The 12,538-nt window shown below is 71.5% G+C and carries 13 protein-coding genes; 8 read left to right on the top strand and 5 right to left on the bottom strand.

Annotation, left to right across the window (positions count from 1 at the left end; genetic code table 11):
* Window positions 1-72 precede the first annotated feature (72 nt).
* On the bottom strand, window positions 73-3,276 hold the full coding sequence (locus J2N69_RS04180) for an NACHT domain-containing protein (protein WP_230899519.1): 3,204 nt from the start codon (window positions 3,274-3,276) through the stop codon (window positions 73-75).
* 258 nt (window positions 3,277-3,534) lie between these two features.
* Between J2N69_RS04180 and J2N69_RS04175 the strand changes: the two genes are divergently transcribed.
* A complete protein-coding gene (locus J2N69_RS04175) occupies window positions 3,535-3,930 on the top strand; it encodes an STAS domain-containing protein (RefSeq protein ID WP_230899518.1) in 396 nt (131 codons plus the stop codon).
* 75 nt (window positions 3,931-4,005) lie between these two features.
* On the opposite strand, the gene J2N69_RS04170 is transcribed toward J2N69_RS04175, so the two are convergent.
* Both J2N69_RS04170 and J2N69_RS04165 read right to left on the bottom strand, forming a co-directional pair.
* The gene (locus J2N69_RS04170; RefSeq protein WP_269075592.1) at window positions 4,006-4,515 is read right to left on the bottom strand and encodes a hemerythrin domain-containing protein; all 510 of its coding nucleotides are present in this window, start codon (window positions 4,513-4,515) and stop codon (window positions 4,006-4,008) included.
* A 145-nt stretch (window positions 4,516-4,660) separates the two neighbouring features.
* Window positions 4,661-5,440 carry an SAM-dependent methyltransferase gene (locus tag J2N69_RS04165; RefSeq protein WP_230899517.1) on the bottom strand — a complete coding sequence of 260 codons (780 nt, stop codon included), beginning with the start codon at window positions 5,438-5,440 and terminating at the stop codon, window positions 4,661-4,663.
* 185 nt (window positions 5,441-5,625) lie between these two features.
* On the opposite strand from J2N69_RS04165, the gene J2N69_RS04160 reads away from it, so the two are divergent.
* Window positions 5,626-6,168 (top strand): heme-binding beta-barrel domain-containing protein, encoded by a 543-nt coding sequence (locus tag J2N69_RS04160; protein ID WP_230899516.1) that lies wholly within the window; start codon window positions 5,626-5,628, stop codon window positions 6,166-6,168.
* 156 nt (window positions 6,169-6,324) lie between these two features.
* Here the strand turns inward: J2N69_RS04160 and J2N69_RS04155 are convergent, their stop codons facing one another.
* Window positions 6,325-7,170 (bottom strand): RNA polymerase sigma factor SigF, encoded by an 846-nt coding sequence (locus J2N69_RS04155; RefSeq protein ID WP_230899515.1) that lies wholly within the window; start codon window positions 7,168-7,170, stop codon window positions 6,325-6,327.
* Between J2N69_RS04155 and J2N69_RS04150 the strand changes: the two genes are divergently transcribed.
* Window positions 7,169-7,789, top strand: a complete 621-nt coding sequence (locus J2N69_RS04150) for an ATP-binding protein (RefSeq protein ID WP_330166793.1) — start codon at window positions 7,169-7,171, stop codon at window positions 7,787-7,789. The two genes, J2N69_RS04155 and J2N69_RS04150, sit on opposite strands and share 2 nt — an antisense overlap.
* A 69-nt stretch (window positions 7,790-7,858) precedes the next feature.
* On the opposite strand, the gene J2N69_RS36495 is transcribed toward J2N69_RS04150, so the two are convergent.
* Entirely contained in the window at window positions 7,859-7,996 is a 138-nt protein-coding gene (locus tag J2N69_RS36495; RefSeq protein WP_330166792.1) for a hypothetical protein, read from the bottom strand.
* Between J2N69_RS36495 and J2N69_RS04145 the strand changes: the two genes are divergently transcribed.
* From J2N69_RS04145 to J2N69_RS04125, 5 genes are all read left to right on the top strand, one after another.
* Window positions 7,959-8,480: a hypothetical protein gene (locus tag J2N69_RS04145; protein ID WP_330166853.1), complete on the top strand. Its 522-nt coding sequence runs from the start codon at window positions 7,959-7,961 to the stop codon at window positions 8,478-8,480. The two genes, J2N69_RS36495 and J2N69_RS04145, sit on opposite strands and share 38 nt — an antisense overlap.
* Window positions 8,481-8,583: 103 nt before the next feature.
* Complete coding sequence (locus J2N69_RS04140; protein WP_230899514.1) at window positions 8,584-9,987, top strand: DUF6421 family protein; 1,404 nt, start codon at window positions 8,584-8,586, stop codon at window positions 9,985-9,987.
* 26 nt (window positions 9,988-10,013) lie between these two features.
* Window positions 10,014-10,754 carry an SDR family NAD(P)-dependent oxidoreductase gene (locus tag J2N69_RS04135; RefSeq protein ID WP_230899513.1) on the top strand — a complete coding sequence of 247 codons (741 nt, stop codon included), beginning with the start codon at window positions 10,014-10,016 and terminating at the stop codon, window positions 10,752-10,754.
* Window positions 10,755-10,774: 20 nt separating this feature from the next.
* Window positions 10,775-11,845 carry a threonine aldolase family protein gene (locus J2N69_RS04130; protein WP_230904568.1) on the top strand — a complete coding sequence of 357 codons (1,071 nt, stop codon included), beginning with the start codon at window positions 10,775-10,777 and terminating at the stop codon, window positions 11,843-11,845.
* A gap of 86 nt (window positions 11,846-11,931) precedes the next feature.
* Window positions 11,932-12,525 carry a transglutaminase domain-containing protein gene (locus J2N69_RS04125; protein WP_230899512.1) on the top strand — a complete coding sequence of 198 codons (594 nt, stop codon included), beginning with the start codon at window positions 11,932-11,934 and terminating at the stop codon, window positions 12,523-12,525.
* The last annotated feature ends 13 nt before the right edge of the window (window positions 12,526-12,538 follow it).

Raw genomic sequence — 12,538 nt, 5'->3', positions numbered from 1 at the left:
TGCCGCTCCTTGTCAACTGCGCGTGGGGTGACCGAATTTACCCGTAGCACATGTGGGGTGTCAGCCCGTTGATCAGGGCCGCGGGTGCACGGACAGCTCGACGTCGGCCGCAAGCGCCTCCGCTCCGCTCACGTCACCCGGATGGTCGAGGTGGACCCTGCGCAGCCGGTGCAACGCGGCGAGCGAACCGAGGTCGACCTCGGCCGCCTCCATGAGATGGACCTCCTCGAGTCCGGGCAGCCGCAGGGAGATCCGCCGCAGCGGCACCGCGGCCCCCGCCCCCGCGTGCACGTTCAGCCGGGTGACCTGCGACAGGCGGGTGCGCGGCGCGAACAGCAGCAGACTCAGCTGTGCCGAGGTCAGCGTGAGCGTACGCAGCTCGGGAAGTTCGCCGAGGAGCGCTCCCCAGGAGTCCGGGGCCAGCCGCTCACTCGCCTCCTGGAGCCGCAGCTCCGTCAGGCTCGTACAGGCGCCGATGTCCGAGAGGCGGGTGGCGGTCGGCGGCAGCGACAGCACCCGCAGCCGCTCGGGGCACGGCAGGTCGGCGAGGCCCCGCCAGGGCACGTCGGCGCCGATCAGGAGCGTGTCGAGCCGTGGACAGCCCGCGAGGTCACGCAGCGGCTCGAAGCGGGGCAGGTCCCGCAGCGCGAGCCGCCGCAGCGCGGGGAGCCGGGTCAGCGGCCCGGGGTCCTGGACGTTGCGGCAGCCGCGCAGCCCGAGCGACTCCAGGCCGACCCGGCCGGACAGCACGTCCAGCGAGTCGAGGCCGAGGATGTCGCGCAGCTGGAGTTCCCGCACCTGACCGGCGTCCAGCGCCGAGCGGATGTCGTGCGGGGTGAAGTCCCCCCACAGGCTGACGCGCCGGTACCCGGACATGGTGCGCAGCAGGTCCAGCTCGGCGCGCGAGCGGACGGTGACGGTCTCGTCGGGCGCGATCTCCAGGAGCGGCCGGACGATCTCCTCGGCGTACACCTCCGGATCGAACCGGTCCCAGTGGTACAGGAGTTGGGCGCGTACGGCGGACTGGCCCGTGTGCAGGAACTCCCGCAGCCGGGGGATGGCGGCGTCCCCGCCGATCTGGCAGATCGCGTGGACCGTGGCCAGCTCCTCGTCGCCCGTCAGCTCCGCGGCCCGCGGCAGCAGCCCGAGGAGCAGCGGTCCCGTCTGCGCCAGGGACCTGGCCTCGCGCAGACCGCGCGGCGGCACCATGCGCGCCGCCTGGGCCTCGATGGCCTCGCGCACCGCGGGCGCGACACTGGTGGCCTGCTCCAGGGAGGCGAGCGCGAGCAGCCGCAGCCGCGCCTGGACGGCCGGGTCGCGCTCCCGCTCGCCCCTCTCGCGCAGCCGGGTGAGCAGCTCGCCGCGCTCGTGATGACGGGCCTGGGCGACGACCATCTGCACCACGTCCTCCCACTGCTCCAGGTGGGCGTTGTTCACCAGCATCCCCATGTCCCGCTCCTCCAGGACCGCCTGGGCGCCCAGGAAGTCCTGGAAGGTGCGGTGGATGAAGTCGACGGCGCCCTGGGCGGGTTCGCGCAGCAGCCCGGACCGCTCCAGGAGCAGCTGGAGGACGTCCTCCGCCTCGCCGATCTCCGCGAGCCGCTCCACCGAGGGCATCAGACGGCGTACGACGTCGACGGCGTCCGCCCGGTCCAGCTGGGTGCGTTCGTTGCGGATCAGCCAGTACGCGAGACGCCGCAGCGGCTCGGTGGCCGACTTCTGGTCCAGCTGCGGTGTGCCGCCGACGCCGCCGTAGACCTCACGCTCCACGTCGCGCCGCTCCAGGAGCATGGCGAGCGCGGCCTCGTACAGCGAGGCGCGGCCGCGCGGCAGGAAGCCGCGACGCTCCCGGTGCAGGGCGCAGATGAGCCCGCACATCAGGGGGTTGGTCGCGAGGCGGCTCAGCTCGGGCCTGCTGCGCAGCGCGAGCGTCAGCGACTCCCCGAGACGCGCGGGCGCGCCCGCCGCCGCGTGCCAGCGTTCGATGAACCGCCGCATGTCGGCGGGGCGCATCGCGCTGAGGGTGTACTCGTGGAAGCCCTCGTGCCGCAGCCAGCCCGGTTCGAGGGCGGAGGGGCGCGAGGTGAGCAGCCACAGGTTGCCGGGGAAGACCGCGAGGAGCTTCTTGAGCCACGCCTTGACCCGGCCGCGCTCGCCCCGCGGGATCTCGTCCGCCCCGTCGATCAGCATCACCGCGCGGCCGTTCCGCAGTACGCGCGTGGCCCAGCCGTCCGGCTCGGTGCCGACCAGGGGGCAGTCGATCCACCGCAGGAAGTCCTGCGGCATCGGCAGCTCGGCGCCCTTGCGGGCCAGCGCGCGCAGCGGCAGGACGAACGGGACGCGCCCCAGCAGCTGCGACAGGGCGCCCGGCACCCGGTCCTGGCGCGCCGTGGTGAGGGCGAGCCACTGCACGAGCGTCGTCTTGCCGGTCCCGGCCACGCCGCGCAGCAGGACCCGGTCATGGGTGGCGAGGGCGGTCTCCACCGGCGCCGCCGCCCGCTCGGCCGGCTCGCCGTCCGCCATCGGCGCCGCGTCCCCCGGCCCGCGCTGCAAAGTGGCCTCCAGACTCAAGTAAGCCGCTTCCAGGGGCCATTCCTGGCCGGCGGGCTCGCGCAGGTCGACGCCGTGGATGGTGAGCCTGCCGTGGTACTGGACGACGTAGCGGGCGTACTCCTCCTCGAACCGGGCGTCCTGCGCGGAGACGTCGGGCAGGCGCTCCAGGATGCGCTCCAGCCGCTCGCTCTGCGCGCGGATCTCGCGGCTCTGCTCGACCTGCGTGCGCGCCGCGAACCCGGGCTGCTCACTGAAGAACCGCACCACGTGGACGCAGGCCGTCTCCAGGAGCCGGTCGTGGAAGCGCGCGGCGTCGTCGCTCAGCAGCCTGCGGGTCTCGGGCCCCGCCCGCCGCGACAGCTCGGCGGCCAGCTCCTCGGGCCCCAGCGCGAAGGCCTGGACGTCGTCCATGTCGAGGTCGCCGAGCGCGTGCAGGGTACGGGTCAGCGCCAGCGCCACGGCGTCCTTCTCGTCGGCGCCGACCGGCGGATCGTACGGACCGGCGGCCCGCACCGCCCGGCGCACCAGCTCACGGGCGATCCGGTGCAGATCGTCCTCGCTGAGGGCGCGGTGCTCGCGGGAGAAGGCCATCAGGCGCCTGACCGGGACCGGCCGCTCCGGGAACGACGCCCCCGGCGCCTTCGGGGCGGGCAGCAGCAACCGCTTGAGCAGCGGCGCGATCACCGCCGACGCGACCCGCAGTCCTACCGTGCCCCCGTCCACGCACCCTCCCTCGGCCGCTCCGCCCCGCGGACCGAACCCGCCCGCGCGGTGGTGACCCGACCAGCGTAGCCGCGGACCGGCCCCGGCCCACCGAAAGTCGGCAAGGCCGCGGCAGGGGATGCCGCGCCTCAGGGGACCGGGAGAGAAAACACGTGCCGCTTCGCTGCACCGCGAGATGCGGGGCACACTCCTCCATAAGAGTGCCGATCACCGGGCGACGCGGGCGTAGGGTGGCGCCGCGAAGAGATGGAGGCGCCGATGTCCACGCAGATCCATCGTCTGACGATCACGGAGCTGGCGAGCTGCGACGACTGCGTGGTGCTGCGTGTCACCGGCGAACTCGACCAGACCGGCGAGGCACTCTTCCTGGGCACCCTCGGCGCTTGCGTCGACGCGGGCCACCGCCATCTGGTCCTGGACACCACCGCCCTGTCGTTCTGCGACTCGCGGGGGCTCAACTGCCTGCTGGCCATGCGGTGGCTGCTGGAGCGCCGCGACGGCAGACTCCTGCTGGCCGGGGCGGGCCGCCGGCTGACGGACCTGCTCGCGCAGACCGGCAGCGCCCACCTGCTCCCCAGCCACCGCACGGTGGGCCACGCCCTGGCGGAACTGCCGCAGGCGCAGCGCCCGGTCTGGCCACCCCTCCAGGACTGAACCGGAGGTCTGAAGGGGGTGAAAGGGCGGGGCCCCGCGCTCAGGGCTCCTTCCCGAGCGCGGCGCGCACCACGCTCAGGACTTCACGATCCGACGGACGTTCTCCACGCTTCCGCAGTCCGCCTGGAGCTGCTTGGCGCGCTCCTTGGCGAAGGCCTCGCCCAGCTCCTCGCGGCGCTCCATCGCGACGTTCTCGCGCGCGCCGTTGAGGATCGTGCGCTCCTCCTCGTCGGCGTGGTGGGTGACCGCCTCGACGAGCTTCTCCAGCTTCTCGTCCCAGTCGTCGGAACCGACCTCGTCGACCTCCAGCAGGGCCAGGAGCGCCTCGTTGCCCTCCTCGTGCTCCTCGACGCCGTGTTCGACCTCGTCGTTCTCGATGTCCCGGTAGCGCTTGAGCGCGGGGTAGACCTCCGCCTCCTCGGCGAGCGCGTGCGCGATGAGCAGGTCCGCGAACTCGCGCAGGGCCCCCGCCCGGTCGCCCTCCACGCTGCGCATCTCACGGAAGAGGTCCTCCATCCGCCGGTGGTCTTCGAGGATCAGCTCCACGACGTCCTTGGACGCCGCCTCGTTCGCCTTGGCCGCCATGACAGTGCTCCTTCTCGGCTGGACAGTGGGGGTTCCCTGCCTCGTGTACCCCCGGTACCGATAGGTAGCGCGCTCTCTTCACCCACTGGAGTTCCGGCGTCCCGGCCGTCGCGTGTGTCACTCCTGCGGCCCACCCCCGGACCGGTCAGGGCTTGCGGGCGAGTCCGCCGTGCTCACCGATCGGCTCCGGGGCGGGGGAGGCCGCCTCCGGCCGCCAGAGGGTGACTGGCACGACCCCCGGGTCCAGGAGTTCGAGGCCGTCGAAGAAGGCCGCGATCTCGTCGACCGGGCGCAGGTGGTAGGGGACGGCGCCGGACTCGTTGTAGGCGTCCTGGGCACGTTCGTACGCGGCGTCGATGCCCCGCGAACCGTCGTTGAGGCAGAGGAAGCTGCCGGAGGGCAGCGCTCCCATCAGGTGGGTGACGACGGAGCGCGCCCGGGCGTGGTCGGCGACGTGGCCGAGGATGTTGCTGAGGATGAGGGCGGTGGGCCGGGTGAGGTCCAGCGTCGCGGCCGCCGCGGCCAGGATGCGGTCGGGGTCGGCCACGTCGGCGTCGACGTAGGAGGTCGCCCCCTCCGGGGTGGAGGTGAGCAGGGCCCGGGCGTGCGCGAGGACCATCGGGTCGTGGTCGACGTACACGATCCTGCTCTCGGGGGCGAGCCGCTGGGCCACCTCATGGGTGTTGTCCACGGTCGGCAGACCCGTCCCGACGTCGAGGAACTGCCGGATGCCCGCCTCGGTGACCAGATGGGTGAGGGCCCGGCGCAGGAAGGCGCGGCTGCCGCGGGCGACGGCGACGATGCCGGGGAAGACGGCGCTGTACGCGTCGCCCGCCTCCTCGTCCACGGGGTAGTTGTCCTTGCCGCCCAGCCAGTAGTTCCAGATCCGGGCCGAGTGCGGCACCGATGTGTCGATTTCGGTCATGGGTACGTCCATGGGGTACGTGTGCCGCCTCAGCCGGAGGGTGAACCGTTCGCCGCCCAACCTACGGCCCAACGGCACACGCGTGTACGGGGGTTCGGCGGCGGAGGCCGATGCGCGGGCGCCCCGCGTCTAGGCTGCACCCCGGAACCCGCCCGGGCCCGCCGCCGATCCCAGGAGCACGCACCGTGTCCGACCCCGCACCACAGCACCCGTATCCCGACGCCCACCGCCCCGACGAGGCACCCGCCCCGCACGCGCTGCTCGCGCCCGTCCTCGGCCTCCTCGGCACCTGGCACGGCCGGGGCAGCGGCGAGTATCCGACGCTCGACGCGGACTTCGCGTACGCGCAGGAGGTCACCTTCAGCCACGACGGGCGGCCCTTCCTGCACTACGAGGCCCGCGCCTGGCTGGTCGACGCCGACGGCCGGCCGCTGCGCCCCTCGGCCCGCGAGAGCGGCTGGTGGCGGCTCCAGGCCGACGGCCGGGTGGAGGCGCTGATCACCCAGCCCACCGGCGTCGCGGAGATCGCGGTGGGTCACGCGGGCGGTGACACGGTCGACCTCTCCACCCATGAGGTCGCCCTGGCGCCGACCGCGAAGAAGGTCGACGCCACCCGCCGCCGCTACACCCTCACCGCCCCCGACACCCTCGCCTTCGTCCACGACCTCGCGGCCGTGGGGCAGCCCTTGCAGCACCACCTCTCGGCGCTTCTGCACCGCAAGGGGTGACCGGGCGCGGCGTACGCGGTGTGTTCCGGCAGGCGGTCGATCGGTTCGTGGCCGCCCACACGAGAGCGTCGGCCGACGCAGATGCGTGGGCCGACGCGCGGATGTGAGCCGGTGCGTGGATGCGAGCCGATATGCGGATGTGAGCCGACGTGCGGCTCAGCTGTCGGCAGGGACCATTCCCTTGCGCAGCGTCGCCAGGGTGCGCGAGAGCAGGCGGGAGATCTGCATCTGGGAGACGCCGAGACGTTCGCCGATCTGCGACTGCGTCAGCTCCTCCACGAAGCGCATGTGCAGGATCTCCCGGTCGCGCTCGGGGAGCCGGGCGACCAGGGGAGCGAGCGAGTGGAAGTCCTCGACGAGTTCCAGGGAGGGGTCCTCCTCGCCGATGAAGTCGGCGAGGGGCGTCTCGTCGGTGGCGTCGCCGTGCAGGACGGCGTCCAGGGAGGAGGAGTTGTAGGCGTTGGACGCCAGCCGGGCCTCGATGACCTCCTCGGGAGCCAGGTTCATCAGCGCGGCCAGCTCGTCCACCGTGGGGGAGCGGCCCAGCCGGCTGCTGAGTTCCTCGGTGGCCTTGGCGAGTTCGACCCGGGCCTCCTGGAGGCGGCGCGGCACGTGGACCGCCCAGGACGTGTCACGGAAGAAACGCTTGATCTCGCCGACAATATAAGGCACCGCGAACGTCGCGAATTGCACTTCGCGCGACAGCTCGAACCGGTCGATGGCCTTGATCAGGCCGATCATGCCGACCTGGACGATGTCCTCCATCTCGTCGCCGCGGTTGCGGAAACGGCCTGCCGCGTAACGCACGAGCGACATGTTCAATTCGATCAGGGTGTTGCGCACGTACTGGTATTGGGCGGTGCCCTCCTCCAATACCGCGAGCTGATCGAAGAACAACTGGGACAAGGCGCGGGCGTCCTTGGGGCTCACCGCCTGCGGGTCCACCACTTCCGGCAGTTCCGTGACGCCGGTGTCCGTCTGGGCTCCAGTGGCCATCGTCATGTCTACCTCCCTGTCCGCCGACCCCCTCGTCCCCCGTGGGCCGGTGAGCCAGCGCCTACCCCTCCTCGAATACTTCATGTCCCTGCCGACATATGAATGTTCCGTGACGCCGACCACACGGCTCGGCGGGCGGACGTTAAGAAGTCGGGTTCGGGGGCAAGAGACCCTTTCGTACAGTCCACCCCTGATCGAGGAGGGGCGTATGAGGACGGACCATTCACGGCACAGCGTCAAACCCTTGGACCGAACGGTCTTCGACAAAAGGACGGAAGCTGTCCCACGGGCACGGGAATTCGCCCGCGCTTTCTTGAACGGACTCAGGCCGACCCTGGACGAACAGGCCGCCGCGAGCGTCGAACTCACCGTTTCCGAGCTCATCACCAATTCCGTGCGGCATGCGCGCGGCGGGTCCTGTTCACTGCGTCTGGTGGCGCATCCGGACGCCGTCACGGTCGCCGTCACCGACGCCGACCCCCGGCCGCCGCGGGAACGGACGCCCGATCTGGCGGGAGGCACCGGCGGCTTCGGCTGGCCGATGGTGCGCAGCCTCGCCCGGGAGGTCCACGTGAGCACGGGCCCACAGGGCAAGACCGTCCGGGCGGACCTGCCCCGCGGCTGATGCGGGCGGCCGATCGGAACCGCGTGGCTCGGAGCCTGGCCGCTCGTGGCCTGACGGGTCATATGGCCGTCAGCAGTAGGGGACGGCTGCCCCGAGCGCGGGCCCGAGGCGCGGGCCATCCTCCGCCCCGGAGATCTTCCTGACCTGGGTCGCCGCACGCACCAGCACCATCAGGGTCGGGCACGGCGTGGTCTGTGTGCCGTTCACTTTCCACCACCCGGACCGGGTCGCCCAGCGCACCGCGATGCTGGACCTGCTCTCCGGCGGGCGGCTCGACCTGGGGGCGGGGCGGCGCCGAGCAGGAGGTCGAAGAGGCCCTGCGCATCATTGCCCCCGGCTCTTCCTCGCCTGCAGCAGGACCGAGACCCCTCTCGCAGGCGGCCGAACTCGGCATCGGCGCACTGGTGATGGGCTTCGCGGGGACCGAGGTGATCGCCGGGATGAGACAAACGTACGACGCCGCGATCGCGGCCCGCACCGACGCGCGCCGGGTGTCGAGCGTCGTCAACGACCACTTCTCCGTGCTCTGCCCGACGATCGTGCTCGACGACCGGGAGACGGCGCGGGCGTCCGACCCCGACCGCCACGGTCAATGCTTGACTCCCACACTGCTCCCCGAGGCGGACGAAGCGCTGAACGATGTGGCAGAAGCGATCGCCTCAACCGTGATGGACAGGAAAAACAGCGGTGAAGGTAGGGGTGGCGCAGGATAATTTCCCGAGGCTCCTCTTGTCGCGGAGAACCTTGCACGCATACGGTGTCCATACGCGAGGTTCTCCCGTGGAAGGTGGGACATGACGGAAATTCTTGTGCAGGCGGGTACGGAGGGTGCGGTTCCGTCCGTTGCAGAGCGGGTGGTGGACCATCCGGCGTGGCCGGTGCTCAAGGAGGCCGTGGAAGAGATCAGGCCCTGGCAGTCGAAGGACGGTTCCCTCGACTTCGCGGCCGAGGGAGCCCCATCCAAGGCCGCGGCCGAACTCGCCGTGGACCGCGTGATCTCGGCGGTCGAGCAGCTCAGCCCGCTGCTGCCGCACGACGCCGCCTACCACCGCGCGCTCGTCGCGGACCTGCGCCGCTGGGCGGACGACGGCTTTCAGGTGCCGGACTTCCTGGACTCGCTGCTCGCCTTCCAGCCCGCGGCGGACCGCCGGGACGGACTCCAGCACCTGGTCGTCTTTCCGATGTACACGCAGAACGGCAACCCCGACCGCAACCTCGAAGCGGTCGTGCTGCGCATGGTCTGGCCCGAGTGGCTGGCCGAGCTGGAGCGCACCCGCTACGACAACCCGCTGTTCTGCGGCATCACCTTCGAGGACTTCACCGCCGGGTACGACACCAACTCGGCCGTCCTCTTCCCCGAGACCATCGCGGTGCGCGAGGCCCCCGAGCGCTTCTCCTGGGGCGGCATCTTCTGCGACCGCGAGGCGGCCCGCTTCCGCCGCGTCACCGCGGCCGCCGTGGACATCCTCGGGCTCGAACTGCCCGACGACATCCGCGACATGGTCGGCGACCAGGACCGCTGCCAGCAGGCGTTCGTCCTGTGGGACATGGTCCACGACCGCACCCACAGCCACGGCGACCTGCCCTTCGACCCCTTCATGATCAAGCAGCGCCAGCCGTTCTGGATGTACGGCCTCGAAGAGCTGCGCTGCGACCTCACCGCCTTCAAGGAGGCCGTGAAGCTGGAGGCCGAGGGCAACCGGCACGGCCGCGACGTGCAGTACGCCGTCCTCTTCGACCGCATGTTCCGCTTCCCCGTCACCGGCGACCGGACGCGCAACTACGACGGACTCGGCGGCCAGCTCCTCTTCGCCTACCTCCACAAGCACGACGTGGTCCGCTGGACCGACAACAAGCTGACGATCGACTGGGAGCGCGCGCCCCAGGTCACCAACCAGCTGTGCGGCGAGATCGAGGACCTGTACCGGGCCGGCATCGACCGCCCCAAGCTGGTCCACTGGTTCGCCGCCTACGACCTGGTCTCCACCTACCTCGCCCCGCACCCCGGCTCGCGCTGGGCCAAGGGCCCGGAGGCCCTGGACACCTCGCTGCCGCCGCGCAAGCTCGTCGACGAGGTGCTTCCGGACGAGTTTCCGCTCAGCATGTTCTATGAGGCGCTCTCCAAGAAGCTGAAGAACGTGATCGCCTCCACCAAGGGGATCACCGCTTCCGCGGACGCCGAGAAGGTCGCCGCGTGAGCGGCCGCCAGGAGGAGGCGAGGACCATGTCCGCACTTGATGGAGCCGTTGTCGCGGTGGCCGGGGCCGGCGGGGCCGCCGGACGCGCCGCGCTGCTGAGGCTGGCCGAGGCGGGCGCCACGGTCGTGGCGTCGGACGCCGACCCGCTGAGTCTGCACGAGGCCGTGGACGCCGCGCGGTACGCGCACGGCGGGGCCACGGTCATAGGGGACACGGTCGACCTACTGGATCTGGACGCCACCCGCGAGTGGGCGACGCGTACGGAGAAGGAGTTCGGGCGGATCGACGGCCTGGTCCACCTCGTCGGCGGCTGGCGCGGCAGCAAGAGCTTCGCCGAGACCGACCTCGCCGACTGGGACTTCCTGGAGAAGCTCCTGATCCGCACCGTGCAGCACACCTCCCTCGCCTTCGAGGACGGGCTGCGCCGCAGCGACCGCGGCCGCTACCTGCTGGTCAGCGCGGTGGGCGCGGCCAAGCCGACCGCGGGCAACGCGGCGTACGGCGCCGCCAAGGCGGCGGCCGAGGCCTGGACGCTCGCCCTCGCCGACGCCTTCCGCAAGGCGGGGGGCGAGGAGGGGCCGCGCGCGGCGGCTGCCATCCTGGTGGTCAAGGCGCTGGTGCACGACGCGATGCGCGCGGAGCGGCCCAACGCGAAGTTCGCGGGCTTCACGGACGTCAAGGAGCTGGCCGAGGCCATCGCCGGCGTCTGGGAGCGGCCCGCCGGGGAAGTGAACGGAAACCGCCTGTGGCTGACCGAGAAGCCGTGACCGCTGCCGCCAAGGACGCCGTGAACCCGCCGAAGACCGATGCCCGCCGTCATCACGACCCGGCCGTGCGCGGGTTCGCCAGCGACAACTACGCGGGCGCGCACCCGGAGGTCATGGCCGCCCTGGCGCTCGCCAACGGCGGGCACCAGATCGCGTACGGCGAGGACGACTACACGGCCCACCTCCAGCAGGTGATCCGCGGCCACTTCGGTCCGACCGCCGAGGCGTTCCCGGTGTTCAACGGCACGGGTGCCAACGTCGTCGCGCTCCAGGCGGTCACCGACCGCTGGGGCGCGGTGATCTGCGCCGAGTCCGCGCACATCAACGTCGACGAGGGCGGCGCCCCCGAGCGCATGGCCGGCATCAAACTGCTCACGGTGCCCACGCCCGACGGCAAGCTGACCCCCGAGCTGATCGACAGGCAGGCGTTCGGCTGGGACGACGAGCACCGCGCCATGCCGCAGGTCGTCTCGCTCGCGCAGAACACCGAGCTGGGCACGGTCTACACGCCCGACGAGATCCGCGCGATCTGCGACCACGCGCACCAGCTCGGCATGAAAGTGCACCTCGACGGCGCACGGATAGCCAACGCGGCGGCCTCGCTGGACGTGCCCATGCGGACGTTCACGAACGCGGTCGGCGTCGACATCCTCTCCCTCGGCGGCACCAAGAACGGCGCGCTGTTCGGCGAGGCCGTCGTCGTCATCAACCAGGACGCGGTGCGCCACATGAAGCACCTGCGCAAGATGTCGATGCAGCTGGCGTCAAAGATGCGCTTCGTCTCCGTGCAGCTGGAGGCGCTGCTCGCCAAGGACCTGTGGCTGCGCAACGCCCGGCAGGCCAACGAGATGGCGCAGCGCCTGGCCGAGGGCGTCCGCTCCGTGCACGGCGTGGAGATCCTCTACCCGGTCCAGGCCAACGCCGTCTTCGCGCGCCTGCCGCACGACGTGAGCGAGCGCCTGCAGAAGCGGTACCGCTTCTACTTCTGGGACGAGGCGGCGGGCGACGTGCGCTGGATGTGCGCGTACGACACCCGCGAGGAGGACGTCGACGGGTTCCTGGCGGCACTGAAGGAAGAGATGGCGCGCTGACCCGCACCGCATAACCTCTGCATAGATATGCGATCGACCGTAAAGTCATTGACGTACGGTCGGTCGCGTTTCTATGCTCCCGTGCCATGCAGCTGATCCAGCAAGACCCGGACCTGTCCGCGTACTTGGCGGCCGACGAGGCCATCGACCACCGGCACCCCCTCGTGCGTGCGACCGCCGCGCGGCTCGCCGAGAAGGCCGCCGATTCATACGTATACGCGCAAGCGGCCTACGAATACGTCCGGGATGCCATTCCGCACTCCGCCGACAGCGGCGACCCGCGCGTCACCTGGCGCGCCTCGGACGTCCTGGAGCAGGGCACCGGCATCTGTCACGCCAAGGCCCACGCGCTGGCCGCGCTGCTGCGGGCCGAGGACATCCCCACCGCGCTCTGCTACCAGCGGCTCACGCACGACGCCGGAAGCGGCCACTGTCTCCACGGCCTGGTCGCCGTGCGCTTCCGCGGCGGCTGGCACCGCCAGGACTGCCGGGGGAACAAGCCGGGGGTGGACGCGCGGTTCTCGCTGGACGGGGAGCGGCTGGCTTTCCTGCCCGACGCCAAGTCCAATGAGATGGACTATCCGGTACTCTATGCTGCACCGCACCCGGCGGTCCTGCGCGCCCTGCAGAACGCCCCGGACCGACCGCACCTGTGGGAGAACCTTCCCGACGCGCTCTGACGAGCCCCGACGC

It is taken from the genome of Streptomyces huasconensis, from assembly GCF_021028635.1.
GTDB lineage: Bacteria > Actinomycetota > Actinomycetes > Streptomycetales > Streptomycetaceae > Streptomyces > Streptomyces huasconensis.
The sequence above is the reverse complement of the archived record's forward strand: the minus strand, read 5'-3'. Positions and strand labels throughout refer to the sequence as shown.